The 26,741-nt window shown below is 61.6% G+C and carries 15 protein-coding genes and 1 tRNA gene; 3 read left to right on the top strand and 13 right to left on the bottom strand.

Annotated features, from left to right (window positions below; translation table 11 throughout):
- The first annotated feature begins 242 nt into the window (after positions 1–242).
- From ACMNAY_RS05995 to ACMNAY_RS05985, 3 genes are all read left to right on the top strand, one after another.
- The gene (locus tag ACMNAY_RS05995; RefSeq protein ID WP_418718775.1) at positions 243–947 is read left to right on the top strand and encodes a hypothetical protein; all 705 of its coding nucleotides are present in this window, start codon (positions 243–245) and stop codon (positions 945–947) included.
- A gap of 226 nt (positions 948–1,173) precedes the next feature.
- Positions 1,174–2,799: a hypothetical protein gene (locus tag ACMNAY_RS05990; protein WP_418718774.1), complete on the top strand. Its 1,626-nt coding sequence runs from the start codon at positions 1,174–1,176 to the stop codon at positions 2,797–2,799.
- Entirely contained in the window at positions 2,796–4,475 is a 1,680-nt protein-coding gene (locus ACMNAY_RS05985; RefSeq protein WP_418718773.1) for a hypothetical protein, read from the top strand. The genes ACMNAY_RS05990 and ACMNAY_RS05985 overlap by 4 nt, the downstream gene beginning before the upstream one ends.
- A gap of 108 nt (positions 4,476–4,583) precedes the next feature.
- Here the strand turns inward: ACMNAY_RS05985 and ACMNAY_RS05980 are convergent, their stop codons facing one another.
- From ACMNAY_RS05980 to ACMNAY_RS05920, 13 genes are all read right to left on the bottom strand, one after another.
- Positions 4,584–5,669, bottom strand: a complete 1,086-nt coding sequence (locus ACMNAY_RS05980) for a HipA domain-containing protein (protein WP_418718772.1) — start codon at positions 5,667–5,669, stop codon at positions 4,584–4,586.
- A 585-nt stretch (positions 5,670–6,254) separates the two neighbouring features.
- Positions 6,255–6,331 (bottom strand) — tRNA-Pro (locus tag ACMNAY_RS05975).
- A gap of 16 nt (positions 6,332–6,347) precedes the next feature.
- Positions 6,348–6,488 carry a hypothetical protein gene (locus ACMNAY_RS05970; RefSeq protein WP_394968130.1) on the bottom strand — a complete coding sequence of 47 codons (141 nt, stop codon included), beginning with the start codon at positions 6,486–6,488 and terminating at the stop codon, positions 6,348–6,350.
- A 54-nt stretch (positions 6,489–6,542) separates the two neighbouring features.
- The gene (locus ACMNAY_RS05965) at positions 6,543–12,044 is read right to left on the bottom strand and encodes a carbohydrate binding domain-containing protein (protein WP_418718771.1); all 5,502 of its coding nucleotides are present in this window, start codon (positions 12,042–12,044) and stop codon (positions 6,543–6,545) included.
- Positions 12,045–12,181: 137 nt separating this feature from the next.
- Complete coding sequence (locus tag ACMNAY_RS05960; RefSeq protein ID WP_418718770.1) at positions 12,182–14,563, bottom strand: TIM-barrel domain-containing protein; 2,382 nt, start codon at positions 14,561–14,563, stop codon at positions 12,182–12,184.
- Between the two features lie 101 nt (positions 14,564–14,664).
- Positions 14,665–16,035, bottom strand: coding sequence for an ABC transporter substrate-binding protein (locus ACMNAY_RS05955; protein ID WP_418718769.1), 1,371 nt, complete (start codon positions 16,033–16,035; stop codon positions 14,665–14,667).
- Between the two features lie 52 nt (positions 16,036–16,087).
- A complete protein-coding gene (locus ACMNAY_RS05950; RefSeq protein WP_418718768.1) occupies positions 16,088–17,047 on the bottom strand; it encodes a carbohydrate ABC transporter permease in 960 nt (319 codons plus the stop codon).
- A 4-nt stretch (positions 17,048–17,051) separates the two neighbouring features.
- Positions 17,052–17,960: a carbohydrate ABC transporter permease gene (locus ACMNAY_RS05945; protein ID WP_418718767.1), complete on the bottom strand. Its 909-nt coding sequence runs from the start codon at positions 17,958–17,960 to the stop codon at positions 17,052–17,054.
- A gap of 14 nt (positions 17,961–17,974) precedes the next feature.
- On the bottom strand, positions 17,975–20,155 hold the full coding sequence (locus ACMNAY_RS05940; RefSeq protein ID WP_418718766.1) for a DUF5696 domain-containing protein: 2,181 nt from the start codon (positions 20,153–20,155) through the stop codon (positions 17,975–17,977).
- A gap of 12 nt (positions 20,156–20,167) precedes the next feature.
- Positions 20,168–22,228 (bottom strand): YIP1 family protein, encoded by a 2,061-nt coding sequence (locus ACMNAY_RS05935; RefSeq protein WP_418718765.1) that lies wholly within the window; start codon positions 22,226–22,228, stop codon positions 20,168–20,170.
- Between the two features lie 5 nt (positions 22,229–22,233).
- Positions 22,234–23,106 (bottom strand): carbohydrate ABC transporter permease, encoded by an 873-nt coding sequence (locus tag ACMNAY_RS05930; RefSeq protein ID WP_394976697.1) that lies wholly within the window; start codon positions 23,104–23,106, stop codon positions 22,234–22,236.
- Positions 23,107–23,119: 13 nt separating this feature from the next.
- Complete coding sequence (locus ACMNAY_RS05925) at positions 23,120–24,046, bottom strand: carbohydrate ABC transporter permease (protein WP_418718764.1); 927 nt, start codon at positions 24,044–24,046, stop codon at positions 23,120–23,122.
- Positions 24,047–24,060: 14 nt separating this feature from the next.
- Entirely contained in the window at positions 24,061–26,724 is a 2,664-nt protein-coding gene (locus tag ACMNAY_RS05920) for an extracellular solute-binding protein (protein WP_418718763.1), read from the bottom strand.
- Positions 26,725–26,741: the final 17 nt, after the last annotated feature.

The raw sequence follows: 26,741 nt of genomic DNA, 5'->3' as shown, positions 1-26,741 counted from the left end.
CATTATAAGCTAAGAACAGAAAATATCAAAAAAAATTAAGAAAACGCTTGACTTTTGCTAAAAATCGTTATATTCTAAAGTCATAAAAGTAATCGAAGGTTCATCTGGTGTCACGCAACTGCTCGTAGGCGAGGTGGGCCTTTTTTCTTTTGTAAAATATTCCACAACCAAAGAGCCATTCGGTGTTGCCGCATCCGCGGTTTTACGCCGGATGGCTCTTTTTGTAAAAAGGAGAAAAAGCAATGAATCGTGAAACGAAAAGTAATTTTGTAGTCACAGCAACTGTAGACAGTGACCTCATCGTGCAGGCTTTTGAAGATGACCGGTGCTGTGGGTGTCAATCGCAAGCCGAGATGAGCCTCGCCGACATTCATCGTATCTCAGTGCATTTAGGGATTCCTATGACTGCTGCGTATGACAAATTCTGTGTTCCCTCTTTGAGCAATGGGTCTTTTGCAGCCACCGGCGTTTTCTTAAAGTCAGCAAAGGAGCACGTTTCTTGTCCCTTTGCCCAAGGGGATAAATGCACGCTCGGTCGTGCAAAGCCTACCAGCTGTCGCATGCGGCCATTGGTTCGCAATTTCAGGAAAAGCGCCGAACGTGTGTGGCGCGTCGGATATTTTCTGCCCGCAGAACCAGATACCACAGGTACTGTTAACTGCAAGGTATCCGACCTGCTGCTCAAATCGCACGCCATTGATACAGAGGTTTCCTATGGACAGCTACAGCTGGGCCTACTCGAAGTGGAGCGGCACTATAACTATATCGCTAATGCGATTGGCAAAGCGCCACAGCCGCGTATCACTCTCGAAGCATTGAGGCACATGTACACCGATTGGGAAAATACAAAAACACTTGATGAGAATGCAATGCAAAATCGCACCACTTATCGGCAAACGCTCTGGCATTTCACAGAACCTGTTCTCGGTATGTTGAACGGCCAATAAAGCCAATTTTTGAGACCTGTTTTCACCCAGGGGTTCACTAAATAGTGGATCCCTGGGTGAAAATCAATATGCACTCGACCAACCATTCTTCTTTCATGTGCTTTTCACTTTCCGGCGTTACTGCCCGAAAAGCCGTCTATAATGAAAACTTTTTATGAACTGGTGGACGATTTCGACTTACTCCACTACTAATAAAACTATAAGGAAAACAGGAGGACTCCAAAACATGTCTCATTCGCACAATGATTTCCCAATTTCCGGATACTTGGGCCGCTTGAAAGTGCATCATAACATGATGCGGACTAAATCCAGATATGACGCCCGGTATATGCTGAAAAACCCCTCTACCCAAAAAATCTATACCAATTCACAAATGCTGGCAGACCTTATGCGGCGCAAGGATCAGTATCCCGGGCTGGCTCCTCTGTTGAAGCCATGGATCCAGGAACTCACTGCACGCGCCCAGAAAAATCCCGACGCGGAGTTTTCCCTGCACTGCAGCAGTTCCACCAAAGATAGCGCGCTGGCGCGTTTGAAGAAAACGCGCTGGCACGAGTTGGAAATTCTGGCGCAGCTGCTCTATCGTCCGCTGTACGAGCGCAACCTGAAGTACGGCGATGTGACGGTTCGTGACTTTGTGATGTATCAGGCGCAGACGCTTTTTCCCGGAGACACCCCCGAGATGCGCACTCGTCTGATTGGCATTTTGGAAAACTATATCCTGCCCGAGATTGGGGAGGTAAAGCTGAACGCATTGGATGCTGGTTGTCAGAAAAAAGCCTTGGCGTCCATCAGCAGGAAACTCTCGGTCGGCAAAACCACCCGCGAGAACATTCGGCGGGCATATCGCGGGCTCATCCTGGCCATCGAGAGAAGCGGCTGGAGAGGCTGCTCCGCCGGTCTGCGGCTGGTCGACCTGCTCGAAGGCCCCGCCGATCCGAACAACGCTATCCTCAGAAGCTGCCGTGTCGCTCACCTGGACGACGCCCAGCGAACGGCACTGTTCGGCCTGCTTTTTGAGCCGGAGCATCTGTATGACTTGTTTTGGGTCGCGCTGCTCTACTCCGGTGCGGACCCGGCGGACATCGCCGGCCAGACCTACGGCGATATCGAGGAGCTGACCTTACGGGACGGGAGCTGCTGTTATACGATCCTGATCAGCCGCCGGGTGCGGAAGCTTCACGACCGGTATTCCACGCTGCAGGCAACCAATGAGAACTTCCCTATTTATAAGTTTCGTCGGCTCGTGCTCACTCCCTGGGCTGGGGATGTGCTGCTGCGCCGACTGGAACAGTTGCACGCCCTTGGTCTTTCCGATGATCAGATTCAGGAAATGCGCCTTTCGTCAGAAAAGCCGGGCGGCGCCATCGTCGGGCCGGAGGAGCTCGCCAAGCGCCTGCAGCAGCTTTTGCGGCAGGCGGGTCTTCCGACCGCAACCACCACCCGCACCGACAAAAAGGGGCACGCCTATCGCCAGACTGTAAAAGAGGATATAGCCCTGTTGCAGCGGGATGCCCGCTATCTGGCAATACAGTGCGGCGCCGACGAAGTGATGCTGCACGCCATGTTTGGCGACACCTGGACCGACACCGACGAGGAAGCATATCTGGACCTGTTGGGCGACCGATATGCCGTGGCTCGCTGGCAGCGCCTGCGGCGCTGGTCTCCCCTTGCTCCGGCTTCTCTGCCCTTTACCGGCGAAGAATGTCTGGCGGGCTATACCCATGTGCCTGCCCGCCACAATCTGCGGGTGGACAACACTACCGACCACTCCGTCACACTGACCCTGCGTGCCCCCTATGCTCTCAATGCATTCTGGGCTCAGAACAAAAAAGGAGGGAACACATCATGACAAAAAAATCCTTTCCACCCGCTGCGTTTTCGCATCAGGGCGTAGATTTTCGCATGTGCTATACGTATCCGGCCGCGGACAAGCACAAGGACATGCCCTGCCGCGGCCGCATCAATCCGCTGGATCCGATGACCGGCAAGTGCCTTACAAAGCGGCAGTTGTATGGCAAAGACAGCGACGCGCCGGTCAATCATATCGTACACGGCAAAGACCCCTGGGACGTTTACAGCAAGCGGGAAGCGGCAGCCAACTATTTGATCTCGGTGATGGTGCAGCGCGGTCTGTTGAGCGGCGTTGCCGTGTCGGTTCCCGATGAAGACGCCAATCTCGCCGAACTGGCCCGGAATTACAAACAGACGTTGTTTGACATCCACCCCCGCTGGATGAAGTCGACCGTACAAAAATACAGCAGCCAGTACGACATCATGGTGGATGAGCTGGCCGGGCTGCGCGCTGGCGATCTGGACGATGCGGCCTACAAACAGCTCCAGGAAAAAATCTGTCGGAATGCAGCGAGAGATGCTACCAAACACAACACTTGGGAATACGGCGAGATTCCTCCCTCTTCAGCCCGGACACGGCTGTTCCTGTTGTACGAGTTGATTCGCTGTCTGAAGGCGGAAGGCGTGTCCATTCCAGTGGCGCCTTTCCCGTACAACGGGAAGCCCTCCCGCCAGATGCTGCTTCTGAACCGCACCGACCATGCTCGCATGATTCCGGACGCAATTCTCCGTGCCATCTGTGCCGACCCGGTCATCCAGGGCCAGGCAGAAATTCTGGCTGACGCTGGTCTGCGGATTGGCGAATGCACCGGTCTTTTGTTTGATTCCCTGCGCTGGCTGGACACCTCCCAGGGCCGGATGTATTATCTGGACATCAGCGGCCAGGTGGATGACGAGGGCAAGCGCACTGAGCTGCCCAAGACCAAGGATTCCTACCGAGCTGTACCCCTTTCCCGGGAACTTGGGGAAGCTCTTGCGCGCTATCGGCAAGAGATGGAGGCCAAATATGGCGACCTTTCCCTGCGTCTTATGTGCGGACAAGCCGACGAAAACGGGTTTGACGACAGTCCCGCCAAAGCAGCCGCCTGGGAAGCGCAGGTGCGCGCACGAATCTCGACGCTGCTGCGTAAGTCCTCCGCCTTCCAGGCGATCGCTGCCAATCGCGTTTATCTTTTCGACAAACAAGCCCAAGATGCTGAGCTGTACTCCCAGCTTTTCGCTCATTCATGTCGGCGCCATTCCTGTACCGAGTTATATTGCTTCAGCGGGCTGAATTCGTCGGAGATTCACCGGCGGATGGGCCACGCTTACAAGTCCCTTGCTCCCCAAAAAGCTACCGGCCTGACGCCGACAGAATTGCGTCTGATGTGTCTCGAAAAGCATGTGAGCCACACGTTCTATCATCCAGCAAATCCGCTGCGGTACGATGCGGGCGGACCTATCCGAGGCACCGAGGTGCCCGCCTGCTGCATCGAGCTGACTTTGATGCCGGGCGAATCCATCGAACTGACGGTGGAGGACACCGAGCCGGGCACCGTGACCCGCATTTCCGGCGAGGGGTTGACCATTCAAAAGTTGCGTCAGGATGAGTGCCGCAACGTGACTTACGATTACGGGCTGCGGGCGTCAGAAGAGGTTTCCGCCATCATGAAAAAGCGCAAACTGGTGGGATAAACCGTCTTATTGTCATAAAAAGCTGGCACCGCGCAGTGTGGTGCCAGCCCTGGATCGTAATTCCTTTTGTTGTTACTCTATTCCGCTATCATTCGCCGAAGTCGCGCACTATTTGCCCCACCCTATCGCTTTATAGGATGACATGATAAAATCGACAATAAACTTCCCCTTTACCTTAAGCCCTGTATCCCTTACTATACGTTGAATCATGGTTTCCTGTATAACAGGAAGCTTCTTCTGCCGACTGTATCCATCCCACTGTGCGCCTGAATCCAAAAGCTCGTTAAAGTCTTTTATCAAAAGATCGGGACGCCTTCGAGAAGCATGAGGATATCCCCTTGCGATAAGGGCCATATTGTTATCAAAATTCGGTGCCAGTCCTATGATATCACCCGTCATTGGGTCACTGAGGAAACCAAAATTGTACTCATGGCGGTCCGGGTTGCACAGCAGCGCGTCCATAAACAAGAGTGACACATAGTCGCTCGCCGCCTTTGGCGAAAGCTTGTAAATCTTCTGATAGGTTCGCTGGTAATCATCCGGGGAATCCCCCACCAGGGCAACGATCGGCTCGAAGTTGTATCTGTGTCTTTGCGTAAAATCCCGGCTTAAGATGCATCGGGTCCCCGGCTTTATATACCTTGTTCCCAACCTGTATTCGGCCATAGCAAATCCCAGCTCTTTTCCCAGCCGGTATGCGAACAGTTCTGAAAACAGTTCATTTGGATTTCCCTCTTTGTAAAGCCACCATTCTCCGTCCCTCATGCGCCAGCATTTTTCAAAACTTCCTGTGTTTGTCAGCTCCGGAGTTTTCCTTGTCTTTGACCGCTGCGCCCTGCAATAGTCGTTATACGTTCCGGTCAGCGCCAGGCCGGAAAATTCTGCTTTTGTGAAATCGACCTCTTCCCAAGCAAGGGCTGAATTTTCCTCTTTGACCCAATAGGTGTCTGTCACCGTTGCTGCATTCACTTCCAGAACGATTTCTTCATCGCTCTTTTCTGAAATTCCCAATGCACGTTTCAGCAGTCGGGAATTTCCCCTGTGGGAGTCGATGCACCGGCCTTGTAACCACCCCACGAAGTTTTCCGTCATCTGCAGATACAATGGCGCGAGTTCTTTGCGCACCCAGTTCACATGATAAAATTGATCTACTCTTGCCACCAGAACGTCTCGGTTGTAGATAAGTTTATCCATTGCGCCGTCACCTCAATGTATCCATTGATTTCCCCACCGGATCTGCAGACATAGACTTTGTATGGTTTCATCTCGCCCCTGTCCTAGGGCATATTCTTTCTGCTCTTTCATCTTATCACGCCGGTCTGCGCAGTACAACCGGGGAGGATCGCTTCGGTCCATCAGCCATTTAATTCATTACGAAACCCCATTGGAAATATGTTTCCCCAGTATCAGGGCATTGTCCATTATAGTACCAAGCGCTTTTTGGAACGTTATTCCTCAATTTCGCCACTTTTTCGTCTTTCACATCTCATAAGTCGTGTATAAAACAGTCAAAATGAACCATTGGCAGCCTAAAATTTTTACGTTTTGACGAACCATCAAAAAGCTAATTCTGGGTTCTTTTATGGATTATTGTTGCAATTTCACCTCCCTTTGAGAATCCTTTTTTGAGCTCATTCATTACGCCATTCATTACGCAGCGCAAAAAAGGACCCTTCCAGGGCATTTTTTACGCCTCGGAAAAGTCCCTTTTATGATACATGTACGTCCGCAAACCCGCATAAACAAAGAAAAATCCCCCAGCCTTTCGGCTGAGGGATTTGGTCCGAGTGGCGAGAGTCGAACTCACGGCCTCTTGAACCCCATTCAAGCGCGCTACCAAACTGCGCTACACCCGGACATTGCCGCCGGTTATCAGCGGCAAATAATATTATATCCAAGCAGGTACGGTTTGTCAACATCTTTTTTCATTTTTTTGACTTGTTTTTTTAATCCGTTTTTTGCTGCAAAAAATCCCGCCTTTGCCCCCTGTTTTTCATCGATCGGGCAACACAAAACCCGGGCCTCCCGCCCATTTCGGACGGGAGGCCCGGGCTCATTTGTTTTTGCTCAGCTGCGGCGTTTCTTCGCGCGAACCACTGCTGCCGCTCCGATGACCACAGCGCAGCACAGCGCCACGCCGGAACCGGCCAGGAGCGCCACGCTCTGCGGGCGGAGCGCCGCGCCTTCACCGCCTGCAGGCTGCGCCTGCCCGGGGGTGAACTCCACCTCCTGGAAGGAGACGGAGGGCTGGGTGCTCTCCAGCTCAGCGGGAGTCAGCTCCATGTCGTCGAAGTAGATCTTGCCCGAGCCGCAGCCGATGTCGAAGATCACGTCGTACTGCACGATCTCCACGCCCGGCTCCTTGGGCACTTCCAGTTCAACCTTGGTCCAGTCGCTGGTGCCCATGGGCACGGACTGATACACATTGTATTCCTTGCCGTCCGCGCCTTTGCGCTTAACGCCGATCTTAACGCCGTTGCCGTCCACCACCGAGACCGCATCCATCTTCACCCACGCGGAGAACACATAGTCCTCGTCAAAGGGGAAGGGATTGTCATTGGGCAGGCGGTATTGATAGATGGCCTGGGGGTTGCTGTAGACCAGCTCGATGCACACGGCACGCTCGCCGCTGTGCTTGATGTCGGTGGTGCTGTAGCTCTTGCGCTGACCCTCCTCGGGGGTGCCGGGCCAGACATCCCAATGGGTCACGGTGCCGTCCGGATTGAGCTGCTCCATGCCGCCGTTTTTCAGCAGCGCGCCATCGGTCTGCTCCCCTGCCGTGCCCGTTCCCGCAGGCGCAGGCAGATCGGTGGGATACAGGCCCCAGCTGTCGGCGTAGAGCACGCCGGTGCCGGGCGCCGCCTCCAGGGTGACAACGATGTCGCTCACCGGCTCGTCGGTGGCAGGGATGTACAGTTCCAGCAGGGTCCAGCCGTTCCAGCTGCCGGTGACGCGCTCGCTAAGCAGCGGCTCGCCTACCAGCGCATCGCCGTTCTTGCGCTCGGCTTTCAGCAGAACGCCGTCGCCGGTGATGCCTTCGGTACGCAGGAACACCGAGAGGATCATGTTCTCGTCGGCCTTATACTGCTGTGCGCCGCCCCAGCTGTTGCTCTGGAACACCGAGAGGGTCTTGTCGGGGCTGAGGGTCAGCTGCAGGGCGCGGTCGCCGCTGTGGCCCTGGCCGGACGCCACGTTCACGCCTTCGCCCCAGGCGGGGATGGTGCCCCACTTTTCCCGGCCGCCGTCCCGCTGCTCATAGCTCCAGTTGGCGATGTAGTTATCCAGCGAGGGGTTGTGCTCGGTCTTGGTGAGGTAGAAATCGTCCAGATAGACCGGATCCAAGCGGGCGCGGGCGTCCATGCCCACCACCAGCGCGGCGGTCTCGAAATAGTCCTCGGCGGGGATGTCGATCACGATCTGCTGCCAGCCGGCCACCGCCTCAGGATAGGCGGCATAGCGGCGGATGAGCTCGTCGCCGGAGTCCTTGCGGTCCACATAGAACTCGACATACTGCGCGTCAGAAGGCGCAGAGAGGCATACCCAGAAGGACAGGCGGAAGCCCAGGTCCTTATCCACATCGGTGGCCACGTTGTTCCACAGATGGGCCTCGCCCATCAGGCGCATGGCGTTGGAGCCGCCGTGCACCTCTTCACCGGTGACGACCGCGCTGCCGATGGAGCCCCAGTCCAGCATGCCCTGCTCGAAGCCGGGGTTGGTGAGCCAGTTGGCGCCCGTTTGCAGCGCGTCCGCGCCGTAGAGGCGCTGGGCTGTTTCAGTGGAGCCCTTCAGCTCTTCGGGGGTGGGCTCACGGTAGGTCGTTTCTTCCAGGCGGAAATCGTCCACCCAGACGGTGCCGCTGCCCGGCGCCACGGCCAGGCCCACGATGCACTCGTCAAAGCTGCCCTCGTTGGGGGCGATGTACAGTTCCAGCTTCTCCCAGCCGTTGGAAGTGCCGGTGAGATGCTTCGACTGGGCTGTTTTGGCGGTGCTGCCCTGTTTGCGCTCGGAGCGCAGCCAGATGCCGTCGCCGGTGATGTTCTCATACTTCACCCAGACGGTGAGCAGCATGGGCTTGGAGGGGTCGGTGGGCTTGGTGAGCATGGGGTCGGTCCATGCGGAGCTCTGAATGAGCTCCCGCTGGACGTCGGCCTGGGGGATCCGGACCGAATGACCGCCGGCAGTGTGCACCACGTCGGAGCAGACCGCGTCGGCAACGGTGTCCCAGCCGGGCGTCAGGCCCCAGTTGTTCACCTCGGTGCCGGCCTCGTTCACCCGGTCAAGGCCCGGGTTGGTGAGGTAGCCCTCGGCATAGGTGGGGGCTTTCTCCACCTTTTTCACATAGAAATCGTCCAGGAACACGCGGCCCTTCGCGCCGGCGGCCACATCCACAACGACCACCAACTGGGCACTGTCGGCCTCGGTGCGCTCGGGCACCTCCAGGGTGACCATCTGCCAGCCGGCTTTGCCGGTGAAGGCGGGCGCGTCGTAGATGACCACATCGGCGCCCTCAGCGTCGATGCGCTTGAGTTTCAGCTGCACCTTGGCCGCGTCCTCGGGGTACTCCAGATAGACCCAGGCGGAGACGGTGGTGGCCGCGTTGGCATCCTGGGTTGCGGGCAGCACGTTGAACACGCTGGAGCCGTTCTCATGGGCGCCGCAGACCACCGAGAATGCGCCGCTGTGGGCGTAGTCGGTGTCGGTGTTGATGGAAGCTCCGTTCACCAGGCCCCAGTTCACGCCGTGGTCACCGGAATCGTTCTTCTCTTCAAAGCCGGGGTTCTGCACCAGATTGTCATCCGGCTGGCCGGTGACCACGGCGCCCTCGGTCTTGTCCTCGTCGCTGGGGATGGGGTCGGGCGTGGGTTCCGGCTCGGCCTCTTTCACCACGATGCTGAAATCGTCCAGATAGATCTTGCCCGCAAGGCCGCCATCCACATCCAGCAGAAGGACCGGGGCGGTGGCGTCCGGATACTCCGGGACGGTCAGGCTGACCTGCTGCCAGCCCTCCGCGCCCGTGAACGCGTCCGCCTCATAGACCTTTTCCACACCGTCTTCGACGCGCTTGTATTTCAGATGGATCTTGGAAGCGTCTTCGGCTTTTTCCAGATACACCCAGGCATTCACCGCAGCCTCGGCGCCGCCGTCCACGGTGCCCGGCAGGTTATTCCACAGATGGGCTTCGCCGCTCACGATCACGGAGCCGGCGCCCATGTAGGTGCGGGTGGTATCGGTGCTGTTGACAGCCGCGCCCTCGGCAGGGGTGATGCCCCAGCTGTCTGCCCCGCTTTCAAAGCCGGGGTTCTGCAGGACGTTGCCGTCCTCTGCCGCCACAGCCACCGCGCCGGCGGTCTTGTCCTTGCCGCTGGGGATGGGCTCATAGGGCGGCTCCACCGGGGTCTGCGGCAGGGTGAAGGCCGCATCGTCCACCAGAACGGTGCCGCCCGCGGCGGTGAGATGGAACAACGCCTCGGTGACGCCTTCGGCGGCGGGCACGTCCAGCACATACTGTTTCCAATCGGTGGTGAGGGCAAACTCCTGGCTGATGTCGCCTTTGCCCTCTTTCAGTTCAGCGCGCAGGGTCAGCTTCGCGCCGGCGATCTCGCTCTTGGCCCACACAGAGAACTGCATGGCTTCGCTGCCGTTATAGGCAGGCGCGGAAACACCCCACCAGCCGGACGCCTGATAGACGGTTTTGCCGTCCCCTAATTCAAGGGCTTTGCCGGTTCGGCCCGCATCGTTCTGCACAAAGTTCTCGGTACTCCAGCTGCCGCTGCCTTCAAAGCTCGGATTGCGCAGCCACTGGATGCTCTCTTCGTTTTCGGTGCAGACGTAGGCGTCATCGAAGTAAACTGCGCCCGCGTTGCCGCTCTGGACTTCGAATTTGATGACCTGCTCGGTGCAGGCCACGTCCATGGCCGCGCCGGTGAGTTCCACCTTCTGCCAGCCGGTCCGGGCCGCAGGCTTCGCGGTCAGGTTGTAAGCGCCGGTGTCGCCGTCGCCGGTCTTGCGCTCCAGCACGATGGTGACCTTTTCCGCGTCGGCGGGGTCGGCCAGGTTGACCCACATACCCGCCGTAACAGCTCCTTCGCGGTCATAGCTGGCAGTCACGCTGCTGAACGCGTAGGCAGTCTGGGGCTGGCCCGGGTTCACCACGGCACATTTGGCGCCGCTGTGGGTGAGGTCCGGCTGGGTCTGCTCCGACACCAGATTCTGGCCCCAGGTGTCCAGCGTTTTGGCCACCTCGAAGCCGGGGTTGTTCACAAGGTTCAGACCGGGAGCCCCGGTGACCACCACGCCGGGTTCCTTGGATTCTCCCTCGGGAGGTTCGGGCTCCACCGGAGCCTGTGGCAGGGTGAAGGACGCATCGTCCACCAGCACGGTGCCGCCCGTGGCGGTGAGATGGAACAGCGCCTCGGTGACGCCTTCGGCGGCGGGCACGTCCAGCACATACTGTTTCCAATCGGTGGTGAGGGCAATCTCCTGGCTGATGTCGCCTTTGCCCTCTTTCAGCTCGGCGCGCAGGGTCAGCTTCGCGCCGGCGGCCTCGCTCTTGGCCCACACAGAGAACTGCATGGCATCGCTGCCGTTATAGGCAGGCGCGGAAACGCCCCACCAGCCGGAGGCCTGATACAGATCCGTGCCGTCGGGCAGAGAGAACGCTTTGCCGCTGCGACCGCCGTCCACAGTGAGGTTCGCGCTCCAGGCGTTCTGCCCTTCCTCAAACCCGGCGTTGCGCAGCCACTGGATGCTCTCCTGGTTTTCAGTGCAGACGTAGGCGTCGTCAAAGTAGATTTCGCCCAAATTTCCGCTCTGGACTTCGAATTTGATGACCTGCTCGGTGCAATCCACGTCCATGGCTGCGCCGGTGAGTTCCACCTTCTGCCAGCCGGTCTGGGCCGCAGGCTTTGCGGTCAGATTGTAAGCGCCGGTGTTGTCGGCGGTCTTGCGCTCCAGCACGATGGTGACCTTTTCCGCGTCGGCGGGGTCGGTCAGGTTGACCCACATGCCCGCCGTAACAGCGGCGCTTCGGTCATAAGAGGCATTCAGGCCGCTGAACGCATAGGCGACCTGGGTCTGGCCCGCAGCCACCACAAGGCTCTTGGCGCCGCTGTGGGCAAACTCCGGCTGAGTCTGCTCCGACACCAGATTCTGGCCCCAGGCGTCCAGCGTGTTGGCCGCCTCAAAGCCGGGATTGTTCACAAGGTTCACGCCGGGAGCCTCGGTGACCACAGCGCCGGACGTGGTGTTCACGTTGCCAGTCACCACCTGCGCGGCAGACGGGTTCTCAGAAAGGGCCTCCTGCTCTGCCGGTGCAGCGGCGGGTTCTTCTTCCTCTTTTTCGACTGTTGTTTCATCCTGCACCTGCCCATCGTCGGCAGGCAGGACTGCTTCGCCGCTCTCGCTGTCTTGCGGCAGCAGGGGCAGTTCCTGCTCCTGGAGATCGTCGCCTGCCTGTGCCGTTCCCTCCTGGGCATAGACCGCCGGGGTATAGGGCACCGTGCCCGTGCACAGCAAAAATGCCGCCAGGGCAATGCAGACGCTTCGTTTGATGAGCGTTACTGGTTTCATAGGCCTCTCCTCAACAGATTTCACAGATTGTTGGACTTCCACTGAAATAAATTATACATTTCGCCACGGAGTTTCGCTATCCACTTTTTTACCGCAAACTTCTCAATTATTGACCTCGACGGTTCTGCGAACCGATTTCAGCCCTCCGTCTGCGCCAGCAGAAGCTCCAGCAGCGCGCCCCGCAGCGTTTCGTTTTCGGCGTTGGAGAGCACCTCGGCAGCGGCGCCGCGGCCCTTGCGCTCGATGAGGCCCAGCAGCCGGTCTTTTTCGATGTAGTCGGTCTGGGCATTCATCAGAAGTTGTTGAGCCAGCTTTGCCAGCGACGGGGCCGCCGGGCGCAGGCCCTGCGGGAAGACCAGCTCGATGGCCTGTGTCACCGGCGCTTCGTCCAGTTCCACGGCCAGCGTCTGTTCATCGGTCCGGTAGGCGGCGCGGCCAGACGCGCCGCGGATGGACACCGGCGTGTCCTCCACACTGCGGAAAAGCAGCGTCCAGCGGCGGCGGGGAGGCAGGGCGGCAATGTTGCCCCGGGCGGGGGCGATGGAAAATCGGCTCTCCCCTTCCCCTTGCTCCAGGGTCAGCTCGGTGGCCGCCCAGTGATCCGGCGCGCCGGCAGCATCTCCGTCGTCCTCCCAGAGGGTGAATGCCCCTTCCCCGCCGGGGAAAATGTGCACCGTGAGGGACGCTGGATTGGCGGTGCTGTTGAGAGGCCGGGCGGGCGTTTGCAGCGGCAGGATGGCTCCCGCCTTCGCCAGCACGGGGATGTCCTCCAGCGGGCGGTAGAAGTCCAGCATGCGGCCGCCCTCATAGGCAAGGCCGGTGAAGAAATCAAACCACAGTCCAGCGGGCAGCCAGCCCTTGGTTTTGGCAAGACGGGCCATCGGGTCCGCCGGATCGGTGACGGGGCAAACCAGAAGCTGGCTGCCAAAGGCGTATTCATTGCGCAGCTGGGGCGCATAGAGTTCGCCGTTCTGGGGCTCCAGCCAATAGACCGGGCGAATGAGGGGCCGGCCCAGAAAATGGGCGTCGTGGTTCATGGAGTAAAGGTAAGGCAGCAGGGCGTGGCGCAGCCGGATGTACTTTTCCATGGCAGCGCGGGCGTCCCGGCCGAAGTTCCAGGGCTCCTTGCCGCTGAACCGGTTGGACATACAGTGCAGCCGGAACACCGGCGAGAACACTCCGAACTGCACCCAGCGGGCGGCCAGTTCGTCGTCCCTTCTGCCGCCCATGTGACCGCCGATGTCGTGGCTCCACCAGCCGAAGCCGATGTTGGAGGCACTGGAGGTGAAGTAGGGTTGAAAGCGCAGGCTGGCCCAGGTGATGTAGGTGTCGCCGGAAAAACCGATGGGATAGCGGTGGCTGCCCGGCCCGGCGTAACGGGTCAGGGTGAGGGGACGGCGGCCAAACAGGCCGCTGTCGAGAAAATGATAGTGGTTCAGCACCCACAGCGGGTCCAGCCCCGGCACCGCGCTTTCGCTGCCCTGCTGCCAGTCGATCCACCAGAAGTCGTTGCCCATCTTTTCCAGCGGGCGGTGCACCTCGTCAAAGTACACCCGCAGAAAGGCCGGGTCGGCGGCGTCAAAGTCGATGGGTTCGCCTTTCTCCGGGTCACGCCCCAGCGCCTTGGCGGCGGCGGGATAACACTCCTCGTGGGCACGGACGCCGTCCGCCGGGTGGACGTTCAGGGTCATTTTCATGCCCATCTCATGGAGCCGCCGTGCAAAGCCCTCCGGGTCCGGGAAAAGCTGCCGGTTCCAGGTGTAGCCCGTCCAGCCGGTTCCGAGAGCCGGGTCGATGTCCACCAGATGCCAGTCCATGTCCACCACGGCCACGGTGAAGGGCAGGTCCTCGGCGGCGAAGCGCTCCATCAGCGCCAGGTATTCCTCCTGGGTGTAGCGGTAAAAACGGCTCCACCAGCCGCCCAGCGCATAGCGGGGCAGCAGCGGCTGCGGCCCGCAGAGGCGGTAAAAATCCGCCACGCCTGCTTCAAAGTCCCGGTCATAGCCGAAGAAATAGAGGTCCTGCCCCGGAGTGTGGGGCGCGACCCAGCCGTCCGGTGTCAGGGCCATGGCGCGGCTGTCGTCCAGCACGGCGCAGCCCTCCCAGGAAAAGAGGCTGTCCTGCAAAGGGATGTCGCCGTCCGCGCCGTCCAGCGTGCGGGCGGTGCCGCCGATGGGGTGCAGTTCCATGCCGTAGCGCCAGGCCGGGCGGGCGCCGCCCGCCCCCGCCATCGAGATGGTCAGCCCGCCGGGAGTAAAGGGGCCGCCGTCATAGCGCAGATGCAGGTGTTCGGTGAAGAGCTCCAGCCCTTCGCCCCGGCGCACCGCCCGGTATTCCACCGGCGGAAAATCCCGGAACAGGGCCATCTGGGTGGGGCGGTCCTCAAAGGCGCCGGTCTCGGAGTATTCCAGGCGCAGCAGGCGGCTGGTGAGCACACTGACGCGCCAGCGCTCCCCTTTCACTTCCGAGGCAGGCGGGCACAGGGGCCTGGTCTCGATGCGGTATCGTTCCAGTTCCATGGGTCATTTCTCCTTCGGGCGCGGGGCCCGGGCAAAAAGGCGGCGCGGCATGGAGGTTTGTTCCATGCCGCGCCGCGGTTGGTTCACGAACTGTGCCGGGGTCAGCCGGTGATGGGGGTGGTGGCGTTGGCAATGGCCTGATCCACCGCGCCCTCCATGGACTCGGCCAGGGTGGTCCAGGGCTCATCCATGGCACGGTATTCCAGGTTGCCCTCCGGCATGGTGATGCTGCGGCTCCAGATCACCTTCACCGGCAGCTCCTGCAGGTCCACAACGGCCTCGGCGGCCTCCTCGGTGAAGCCGTGGTCCAGCCAGCTGTTGATCTGGGTCTGACGGGCAGAACCGGCCTCGGGGTCCATGTTCAGCAGGGAGTCATACCGCTCGCACAGAACCATCAGCGCAGCGCCCTCGGGGTTCTTGGCGCCCTTCATCAACCAGAGGTTGTCGTTCAGGGCAGCCTGGTACTGGGTGCCGTCGCCGTTGGGGTAGGTGGGCATGGGCACAACGCCCAGGCCGTCGGTCTCCCACAGGTCAGCATAGTCGATGTAGCCGCGGTAGTCGTTGGTGTAGACGAAGGCAGCCTTGCCGGCCAGGAAGTCGGCCACAGGGTCGCCCAGCAGCATCAGCTTGTCGCCGTTGTTGCCGATGTCATAGAGGAAGTTGGCGGCGTCCTGCACCTTGGGGCTCTTGAGGTTGTTGATGAACTGGCCGTCGGTGTACTCGATGTGGGTCTCACCAGTGGAGCAGAACAGAGCGATGGGGAAGTCGCCGGTGTTCACGATGCCGTAGATATCGGTCACGCCGTCACCGTTGGTGTCCAGGGTAGTCTCCTCCAGATACTGGCGGAAGGTGTCCCAGGTCCACTCGCCGCGGGCCTGCAGCTCGGCGGGGTCCTCAAGGCCCGTGGACTCCACGATGCGCTTGTTGTAGAACATCACGCCCAGGTTGTGGCTGCGGGCGGTCATGTTGTAGATGCTGCCGTTCCAGCGCATCTCCTCGATGGAGTCGCGGGCGCCGGTCTCATCCCAGACGGGATCGTCGTAGTCCAGGTACTCGTCCCAGGGCTGCACCAGATCGCGCATGATCATGCTGGGGAAGCTGGTGGCCTCGCCCACCACGATGTCGGGGATCTCGCCGGCCGCCACCAGCTTGTAGAGGTTCTCGTAGTAATCGCCGTTGGAGACGATCACTTCCACCTCGCCGCCGTAGTAGTCCTCAAAGCGGAAGCCCTCCCAGTCGTTCTCGTACTCGGGCACATACTCGCCCCAGCAGTAGATGGTGACCTTCTTGTTCTCCAGCTCCACGTCGGGCATGCCGGTGACGTCCAGCGTGCCGTTGATGTAGGTGCGGTCGCCGTCGGTCTGCACGTTCTGGGCGCCGGACGCGCCGGAAGTGGAGGCGGGCTGGCCGCCGCAGCCGGCCAGCATGGCGACAGCCAGAGCCGCGGTGACGATTCTCTTGATCTTTTTCATGGTCCTGTTCCTTTCTTTGTTCACTATGGTTCGGGAGCACCGGCGGCGGGGGTCAGCCCACGATGCCGGAGCGCTCGACGCTTTCGACGAAGTAACGCTGCAGGAAGATGTACATGATGAGGGGCGGCAGGATGGCCAGCAGCACCCCCGCCTGCAGCAGCAGGATGCCCTCGTAGGGGCTGGTGTTCATGTCGTACTCCATGATGTGGCCGATGTTGTCATAGAGACGGTACAGCTCGTTCATCACCGTGTGGGTGGCGCCCAGGTAGTTGGAGGTGTAGACATAGTCGTTCCAGTACCACACCACCGAAAACAGGGTGGCGGTGAGCAGGCCGGCGCTGGCGTTGGGCAGCATGATGCGGAAGAAGCACCGCACCGGGCCGCAGCCGTCGATGTAGGCGGCCTCCTCCAGGTCCTTGGGCATGCCGCGGAAGAACTGGCGGAAGATGAAGATGATGATGCCGGAACGGATGCCCATGCCCAGCACGGCGGGCAGGTAGAACGAGAGATTGTTGTTGATGAGATTGATGTTCACGCTCTGCCCCGTGATGAGGTTCCACAGACTCACCAGGCCCAGCGGGTCGAAGTAGCGGAAGCTCATGTAGTTGGGGATGATGGTGGTCTGGGGCGGCACCACGATGGTCAAAATGACCATGGCGAAAATGAGCTTGCTGCCCCGGAACTTGTAGCGCGCGAGGCCGTAGCCCACCAGCGCGCAGCTGCACACCTGCAAAAAGGTGGACACGGTGACCAGCACCAGCGAGTTGGGGAAGGCCTCGGCGTAGTTGAGGTAGGACAGGGCGTTCTTGATGTTGTCCCAGGTGAAGTGGCGGGGAATCAGGATGACCAGCGGGTCATAGAGGTCCTGGGCCGGGCGCACCGCCAGGCTGACGGCGTAGAGCACCGGGTAGAGGATGATGACGCTGAAGCCCGCCAGAATGAAGAAGCGGTAGAGGGCCAGCGCCGCGCCGCCCGCGCGGCGGGCAAGCCGCTTTTTGCTGTTTTCTTTCATCGGCTCACTCCCCCAGATACACAATGTGTTTGCTCATCAGTTTGTAAACGATGCCCAGCAGCACCAGCACCACCAGCAGATACATCCAGGACAGGCCCGCCGCGTACTCGAAGCGCATGTTGCCGGTCTGCTGGTTGATCATGCGTATGACCGGGTTTGCGCTGGTGGTGAAGAAATCCACCACGCTGTAGACCACGTTCATCAGCAGCATGGGCGAGATGAGGGGGAAGGTGATCTTCCAGAACATCTCCCAGCCGGTGGCGCCTTCCAGCTTCGCGCATTCATAGAGAGAGGAAGGAATGGTCTGCAGGCCCGCCAGGAACATCAAAATCTGCACGCCGGAGCTCCACACCAGATTGAAAATGTCGTAGACCACCGGGATCATCAGATCGATGAGCTGCTGCGGAATGCCCATGGCTACCAGTATATCATGGCTTTCCATCCCGCGGAAAGCGCCGATGGTCTCTTCGCCGGACATGATGGCGGTGGAGAGGTAGTCGGTGCTCAGAATCTCCAGGATGATGCCGCTGACCACGATCACCGGCAGAAAGAAGATGGCGCGGGCCAGGGTGCGGCCCCGGAACTTCTGGTTGAGCAACAGGCTGATGAAGAGGCTGAACACCAGAATCACCGGCACCTGCAGCACCATGCTGCCCACCGACTCGGCGATGGTGCGGACATACTCCGGGTCGGCAAAGAGGGCGGTGCGGAAGTTTTTAAGGCCCACAAAGCTGAGGGTCATGCCCGTCTGGCCCAGCTGGATGGTGGAGAAGGCATAGCGGATGGACTGGATCATGGGCGCCAGGAACAAAAGCAGGAACCCCGCCACAAAGGGCAGGCAGAACAAAAATCCGCACATCGCCCGCTGCTGGGAAAAGCTCAGCCGCTGACCGGCACGTTTTTTCTTTTTCATGGCTTTTCCCCCTCTCATTCCCAGATGTACCAGCCCATGGCGGGCACCGTCGCGTCCTCCAGAGCCACGTCCGCGCCGGTGTAGTTCACCGCAACGCGCACGCCGTTGTCAAAGGTGGTCAGCGCCACGCCCTCGGCGGGCGTTTCGTGGCCGGTGATGCGCCGGCCCACCACCTTTTCCAGTTCCGGCAGCACTTCGGCTGCCTGGGCCGCGGCCGTCTCGCCGCCCATCTGCCAGGAAAGGCCGGTGAGGCCTTCCAGGTCGGTGCCTTCCAGGTCCAGCAGGTTCTGGTCGGCAAAGGCCCAGGAGAGGGCGCTGCCGGTCTCCAGCGCCCAGAGCACCGCGGTGTCCGGGTCGGCCTGCAGGTTCACAGGCTCCGAGGCCACCGTCACCAGGCCGCTGAGGGCGATCTGATAGAACGGAATTTCCTGGTCCACACAGCCAAAGCGGCTGCCGCCGGAAGGCGCGTCCAGCACAAGGTCCGCCTCCGCCGCGGCGAAGAGGAATCCGCCGTGCACCGCGGCCAGCCCGTTTTGGGCGGCGATATCCACCGCTTCGGCGGTGTAAGCCGCGCTGTCGTCGGCGCTGGCAAGGCTGCCGGAGCGGTAGTTGGAATAGCTCAAAGCGCCCGCGTCGGTGACGCTCACGCCGTCAAATCCCAGTTCCATCGCCGCCGGGGCGAAGGTTTCCATTGCGCCGGGCAGCTGGTCGGGGGCCCGCAGGTAGCTGGCCTGCTCCAGTTTGGCGGAGCTGCTGGCCAGCCAGAAGGGATACTGGGCCGCCGGCTCCTGGGTGAGGGTGCGCACCGCGTCCTTCTTCACCGAGAGGCCGCTGCCGCCCCGGCTGAAGGAAGCCAGCTGCGCGCCCGCCAGCAGCGGGACGTTCAGCTCGTCGCAAGTTTCAGCCAACGTTTCCAGCTCCCCTTTTCCGCCCAGGGCAGAGGCGGGGTCCGGCTCGGCCAGAGCCTTGCCCAGGATCTGGCCCGCGTCCCAGGCTTCCAGTTCCAGAGCCATGGAGCCGGAAGATGCAAAGGCGTTCAGCATCTCCCCCGCCTGCTCATAGGTGGTGAGGGCGGCGGGCGTCTCCCACAGGGGGATGCCCAGCACCTGCTGGCGGCGGGCCACGCCGCAGTAGACGGTGAGCACGCCGGCGGCCGCCGGCTCGGTCTGGGGCTGCATGCCCAGTTCATCGGTGAGGTAACTCCGCAGGCAGTCGGCCATGGCCATGTAGCCGCCGCTTTGCTGCCGCACCGGGTAAAGCCGCAGGGAGAGGTCCCCCGTGACGGTGCGTTCTTCTTCGTAGATGGTCTGGCTCACGTCGTCGGTGAGGAACTGCTGGTCCTTCTCCCGCAGGGTGAAGGTGGCGCCGGCCAGATTGTAGGTGCTGCCGTTGCCCGCCGAGGCGGCCCGGATGGAGGCGGCAGCCGCGCCGCCGTCGATCACCGCCAGCAGCCCCGCGCCGTTCTTCTCGATGCCGTAGACCGGAAGGGGCGCGTCCTGCTTTTCGGTGGCCAGCGCGGTGCGCAGGAAAGCCCGCTCCGCACCGTAGACCGGCTCGTTGTAGCTGCCCTGGCGGCCGTTGTTGAAGCGGATGATGGCGCCGCTGCCGTCCGGCACCAGCATAAAGCCCTCATCCTGGCCGCTGCCCGCGTTCAGCGAGGGCGCAAGGCTCACCGACTGCAGCCAGGCCTCGTCGGATTCCTGAATGCTGTCGGCGGGCAGCACCACCCGCACACAGTCGCCGTCCAGCGTGACCTCCACCGAGAACTGCACACCCTCGGCGTCAATGTCCAGCCGGTAGCCGCCGTCGGTCAGCTCGCCCTTCACGTCTCCCCTGCCCGCCAGAATGGCGGAGGTGAACTGGGTCTCCTTGCCGATGTCGGGGTTCAGCACCGCGCCGGTGACGAAGGAGAGCAGCTGATTTTTCTGGGCGCCCTTGAGGTTCTCGTCGTTTTCGGCCTCCAGCGGCGCGCTGGCCCATTCCAGGCCCGCGGCCTCATCCCGCAGGATGAAGTTGCCGCTGGCAAGATTAGCGTAGAGGCTGAGGCCGTTTTCCTCGGCGGCGAGGATGTAGCCCTCGGGCGCGGGGGCAGGCGTTTCGCCGGGCGCTTCGGCGGGCGTTTCGGCGAACGCCGTGCCCGCCAGCAGCGCCAGGGCGAGGGCGGCACTAAGGGCCCGTTTGATCCAAGCTTTCATACCGCACCTCCTTTACCTGCGCAGGGTCAATTCGTTGTAGACGATCATGAAAAGGTTGCTCACGTGGTCGAAGAGCACCACCGCCATGAACAGCAGGAAGATGACGATGACGATGCCCGTGAGGGTGAGCGCCACACTGCCCAGGGCCTTGCCCAGGGTGTAGTGGTGCAGGGTGGTGAGCACGCCGAAGAGCACGATCACCGCCCAGACGAAGGCCGCGCCCTGGATCCACACCAGGAAGGCTCCCTCCTGCTGGGTGAGCAGGTGGCTGAGCACCAGCACCGCCGCCTTGCCGAAGAGATAGGGCAGCAGCGCGTAGGCGCTGGCGCACCACAGTTCTTTCGCGGTGCCCTTGCCGTCGGAGAGGGTGCTCACGGCCCAGTTCACCAGCACCCACAGGCAGTAGGCCACGATGGTGCTGACCACCGGGAAGAGCAGGTTAAATTCCTCCGGATCCCGGGTCTGGAAGATGAAGCCGGTGGCAAACCAGGAGAGCACTTCCAGCAGGAACCACACGCCCACCACCGCCGCGGCGAACCAGGGCGACAGCTGCTTGCGGCTGCGCAGCTCATAGAGGGTCTCGCTGGGATGCACCAGCACCCGGAAGTGGCGGCGCAGGGGCTCCAGCTTCGCGCCGAGGCCGAACCAGTGCAGCCGTTTCAGAACAGCCAGCGCCGCCAGCACCACCGCCAGAACGATGACGAAGGCGGTGAACCCGCCGCGCACCAGCTGCAGACGGTAGTTTTCAAACACCTGGGAATACTGCTCCACGTTGTTGGAGGCCCGCAGGTACTCCATGGCCGCGGCCACGTCGCCCTGGGCGTAGCAGGCTTTGCCCATGCCAAGGCAGGCCAGCTCGCTGCCGCCGTCCATGGCGATGACCTGCTGCCAATAGGGAATGGCAGCCTCATACTCGCCCTGGTTGTAAAGATCCACGGCGCTGTGCACCGCGCTGCCGTAGGCAGTGGTCTTGAAGAGGGTCACCGTGCCGGTAGCTTTATCCAGAACATAGAGCCGGCCGGGAGCGCTCTCGATGGCGGCGGGGTCCTGGAAGGTGCCTGTCTGGCTGCCGCGGCCGCCGAACGCCCCCAAAAGCTGGCCGTTCTCGTCGTACTGGAACACCCGCCCGCGGGCGGCGTCCAGCACGCTGAGCATGCCGTCGGGGCCGATGTCCAGGTCCACCAGCTGGGTGGTGTTGCCCAGGCCCGACACCCACTGTTCTGTGGGGATGTCGTCGCCGAACTGCAGCTCCTTGCCGTCCCACAGGCCCTTGCCGGAGGGGTTCAGCCGCCGCACCCGGCTGGACACCGAGAGGGCGCTTTTGGAGCAGGTGTAGATGAAGTTTTCTTCGTCGATGTCAAAACTGGTGTAGGCCACCGGGATGAACCGGCCCATGGCGCTCTGCTGTTCCTCGCTGAGCACCTGCCGCCAGCTCTGGTCCAGCAGCATGTCCAGGGTCATCTCCACCTCGTTGGGGCCGTAGAAGCCCAGAAATTCGCCGGAGGCAGAGAACATCACCGCGCCGGAGAACTGCCCTTCCACCAGGGCGTAAAGGTTGCCCGCCGAGTCCGCCAGAAGGCGGGTGACCCGGAAGGCGATGGATTTGTCGTAAAGGGGGCTGTCCGGCTGGGTGTAGGTCTGTTCCAGACGGCCTGTGTGGTCGAAGCGGTAGACCTTGAGCGCGCCCGCGTCGGAGAGGTAGATGCCCTCCTCGCCCACGAACAGGCCCGCCGCCTCGGTGAACTGCATGGGAGCGCCCGCCTCGTCGGTGAAGGTGAGGGTGCCGGTGCAGTCAAGGTCCAGGTCGGAAAGGACAAGGCGGCTGTTGCCACTGTCCAGTATATATAAGGTATCCTGCCAGAGGAAGAGGTCGCCGGGATTTACCATCGCCTGACCGGTGAGCTGTTTGCCGTCCACCGCCTTTTCGGGCAGATAGAGAGCGGGAGCCGCCCGCTCGGAGCCGTCGGCGTTGTAGGTGTAGCTCACATAGGGGTCCTCGGCGGCGCTGACCGAGACCGCCGTGGCAAAGGCCAGGGCGAAGGAGAGCGCAAGCGCAAGCAGTTTTCGTTTCATCCCCATCACTCCTTAATGCCAGACGTGGCCATGGTCTCCAGCACGTTGCGCTGGGCCGCCATGAACACCAGGATGGGCGGGATCATCAGCACCACCGCGGCCGCGGCGGCCACCCCCGCGCGGGCCATGCCGCCGGCGGAGATCTGGCTGAGAACGGTGGGCAGGACCTTCAAATCCTCCCGGTAGATGTACTTGTTGCCCGCACCGCTCCACAGCGACTGGAAGGTGAAGATGATGAGGGTGAGCCAGGCGGGCTTGACCACCGGCATCACCACCCGCCAGAAGGTAGTGAAGGTGCCCGCCCCGTCGATCTGGGCGGCCTCCAGCATGCTTTTGGGGATCATCTGTTCCATGAACTGACGCATGAGGAAAAGGCCCAGCGGGGCGCTCAGCGCCGGCAAAATCACCGCCCAGTAGGTGTTGAGCATGCGGCCTTTGGCCAGAATGACGTACTGCGACACCGCCAGCACCGAGGAGCTGAACAGCAGCGCCTGCACCACGATCTCATTGAAGAGCTTCGCGCCGGGGAAATCGCCGAAGGCCAGGGAGTAGGCGGCCATGGAGGCCACCAGGATGTAGAGGGCAGTGCCCGCCACCGAGACGAAAACGCTGTTGAAGACGTAGCGGCTGAAGGGCACCCAGAGGTTCTCGGTGAGCTGGAAGAGCTTCTGGTAGTTCTCGGTGGTGGGGTTCTGCACGAAGAACTTGGGCGGGAAGGCAAACAGCTCCTCCATGGGTTTCAGCGACTGGACGATGGAATACACAAAGGGCATCATCATCAGCAGGCTGGTGAACAGCAGGATGAGGAACACCACCGCCGTACCGGCGGCGGAGCGGTTCGCGTGCAGGCCGGTGCCCGCAGAAAAGATTTTTTTCATTCTTCGGGCCTCCTCACGCGGTAAAGTGTTTCAGCACGCGGCGGATGACGCTGTTGAAGAGCGTCATCATCAAGAACAGGAACACCGCGATGGCAAAGGCATAACCCATTTCGTTGCGGGTGGTGCCCATCTCCAGCATGTGGGTCACCAGGGTGGTGGCCGCGTAGTCGGTGGCAACGGTGCCGCTGCCCGCCGCCGTGAGCAGGGCGGTGCCCACCTCGCCGGCGGCAAAGGAGGCGCCGATCTGCATCACCGCGCCGAACAAAAGCTGGGGCCCCATGTTGGGGATGGTGATGAGCCAGAACTCCTGCAGACGGTTGCTCACGCCGTCGATGGCCGCCGCTTCGTACTGCTGGCGGTCAATGCCCTGAAAGCCCGCCAGAAAGGAGAGGAAGGCGGTGCTCAGGCTCATCCACAGCTGCACGCCGATGACCACCCAGATGACCAGGTCCGGGTCGGAGAGCCACTGGATGGGCTCCTTGGCAAGGCCCAGGTTCATCAGCACGCTGTTCACAAGGCCGTACTGGTCACCGCTGAAGATGAAGGCCCACACGGTGTAGACCGCGCTGGACATGGCGGGGATGTAAAGCAGGAAGGTGAACACGGTGCGCAGCCCGGGGCGCAGCTCGTTGACCAGCCACGCGAAGAACAGGCAGACGACGTAGCTCACCGGGCCGGTGAACAGAGCAAAGAGCATGGTGTTCTTGAAGGCGATGAGAAAGACGCTGTCGTCAAAGAACATGCGGATGTAGTTTTGCAGGCCCACAAAGTCCGGCGTCTGCACCAGGTTGAAATCGGTGAAGCTCATCACCACCGAGGCGGCGATGGGCGCCAGCACAAAGGCGGTGAACATCACCGCGAAGGGAGCCAGCATGGCGTAGTAGCACCTGCCGCGCACGATGCGGGTCCAAAGGCTCTCCTGACGGGAAGGGTTCTTCATCACGCTGCCTCCTTTCATCCGTGGTAAATGTCGCTGTATTCCATGCGTTTGCGTTCCAGCTCCCGGTCCACTTCATCCATGTAGCGGTCCAGCATCTCCCGGGGATTCTGGCCGTCCAGAACCACCTGACGGAAGGCATTGGTCAGGTTGCGCTGCATGTAGTAGCATCCCGGCGGCTGGGGGTTCTCCCGCACGGCCTCCCACTGGGTCATGAGCAGTTCCTGCTCATCGGCCAGCCAGGGCAGCTGGCGGAAGGCCTCCTGATTGGCCGCGGCGTAGCGGCCGGCGGAGCCCAGCACCGCCTCGCTGCGCTTGCCGAACTCGGCCTGGGCCTCGGCGGAGGCGAACCACTGCAGCAGCTGCCATGCCTCGTCCTTGTGCTCGCTGGTGGCCAGAATGTAGCCGCCCTGGCCCGCGCCGGCGAGGGTGGAGCGGTCGATGGAGCCGTCCTCCTGCTCGGTGCCGGGCAGAAGGGCCATCTCCCACAGGCCGCTGATCTGGGGCGCGGCCACCGTCAGCCGGTTGTACTCGGTGTAGTCCGCGATGGCCAGCGGCATCTCACCGCTGCAGAAACGGTTGAAGAAGTCGTAGGAGAGGGGCAGGTCGTAGTCGGAGAAGAGCCGGGTGTACTGCCGGAACACTTCCACTGCCGTGTTGTCGCCCAGGGCGGTGGCGGTGGCGTCCTCGTTGTAGTACTGCCCGCCCTGCTGGAAGAGCAGGGTGGCGAAGGTCTGGTCGGAGGAGGGCACGCCCACCTGCATGTTCTTGCGCTGCAGCACCGGGATGATGCCGAACAGGTCTTCCCAGGTCTGGGGCACTTCCAGGCCCAGCTCCTCGAAGATGTCGGTGCGGTAGAAGAGCATGGAGAACTGCTGGGTGAAGGGCACGCCGTAGGTGCGGCCGTCGTACTCGTAGGGCACGAAGGACTGGCTCTGGAACTGCTCTTTCAGTTCCTCAAAGCCGGGGTAATCGTCCAGAGGCTCCAGCGCGCCGCGCATGGCCAGGTTCGCAGGCTCGGTGTTGCCGGCAAAGAACACGGCGTCCGGGCCTTCGCCCGCCAGCACCGCCTCGGCCACGCCCTGCTGCACCATGCTCAGCTGCACGGTGATGCCGGTGGCGGGGGTGAAGGTCTCGTCGATCATCTCCTGCAAGATCTGCATCTGATCGCGGCCCGCACCCACCCACACTTCCAGCTGGGCGTTCTCATTGGAGCCGGTGGTGTCGTAGTTGTGGAAGAAGGAGGCCCACAGCCCCTTGACCGAAAAGACCAGGTTCTCCCAGAAGCCGGCCTTCTCGGCCTCCCGGCCGCTGCCCGGCACATCCAGCACCAGATAGTCCAGTTCCAGCGGCTGCTGGGACAGGGTGTTCAGCCAGGTGGCCAGATTGTCCAGATTGGACTTGAAGTTCGCAAGGCGCAGCGGAATGCTCTCGGTGTCCTCCACGAAGGAGCCCAGCTGCACGATGAGGGTGTTCAGGGTGGTCATCTCGTCGCCCTGCTCCTGGCCGGCCAGGGCTTCCAGGGCGGCCATCTGTTCCTCCAGCGCCGCCTTGCCCGCCGCCAGGTCGTCGGCCAGGGTGGGGATGAGTTTGCCCAGAGAGTAGTCACGGTTTTTGTCCGGGTTGACGCCGGTGACCATCACGATCTGGCGGTAGACGCCGTTCAGATCGTTCAGGGCCGTGCGCAGGCCGGTCACCGCGGAGGCGGTGGGGCCGGAGACGACTTCCAGCCGCAGGGTGTGGGTGCCGGCCTCCAGAGGCAGCAGCACCTCCTCCCCTTCCGCAGTGGAAAGGGTCACCATCTGCCAGTCGGCAGAATAGGGAAAGACGATATCCTCGGCCTCGGCGCAGGGCACCGCGCCGTCCACCAGCAGCCGCCGGTTGGAGGCAAGGCCGCTCTTGATGTTCTGGCGGGCCTTGAAGCGCACAGCGTAGAGCCCCGTTTCGGGCACTTCCACCTGCCATTCCATCCACTGCCCTGCCTGGTTCCAGTTTTCGCCGCCGGCGATGTTCAGCACAAGGCGCCCCGGGTCGGAGGGCTGCACCGAGGGGCCGCCCCGGTCATACTGGGCGCCCAGAGTGCTGGTGGAAACGGTGCTCACCGCCTCGGCCTGCACCACCACGGCCTCGCCCGCCGGGGCATATCCTTCGGCGGGGCCGGCGTAGGCTTCGCTCTCGCTCACCGGTTCCAGCGCCAGGTCCAGCAGCTCGAAGTCGGCGCGCTTGGCGGTGACGGTCACGGTGACTTCGCCTTCCGCCAGCTCCATCTGCCAGGGCTGATCCGGCGAGGCGGGGGCGCTCAGCGCCCGGCGCACCGTGACGTCCGCCAGTTCGGTGCCGCCCCGCAGGTCGTTGCCCTCCGAGTCCTGCCGGATGGGCAGCACTTCCAGGGGACGCTCCAGAGTGGCGCCCTCCAGAGAAAGGGCGTTCTGGCCGTTTTGCACCTGCACGTCCAACTCGATGAAATCGCTGCGGGATTCAAAGGCCCGGTATTCCATCACCAGCGCGTAGCTGCCCGCTTTGGGCGCCGTCAGCGTGAAGGTCTGGCTCGAGCCGTATTCCGTCCACTGCACCGGCAGCGCCGTCTGCGCCGGTTCCTCGGCGTGGGCCGCCAGGGGGCACAGGCTCATCGCCAGCGCCAGCGCCGCGGCCAGCAGCGCCTTTCTGCCACAGATCTTCATACCGGTCCTCCCTTTGA

This window comes from Candidatus Allofournierella merdipullorum (assembly GCF_048426865.1).
Lineage (GTDB): Bacteria > Bacillota > Clostridia > Oscillospirales > Ruminococcaceae > Allofournierella_A > Allofournierella_A merdipullorum.
This window is presented reverse-complemented; position numbering and strand designations above follow the sequence as displayed.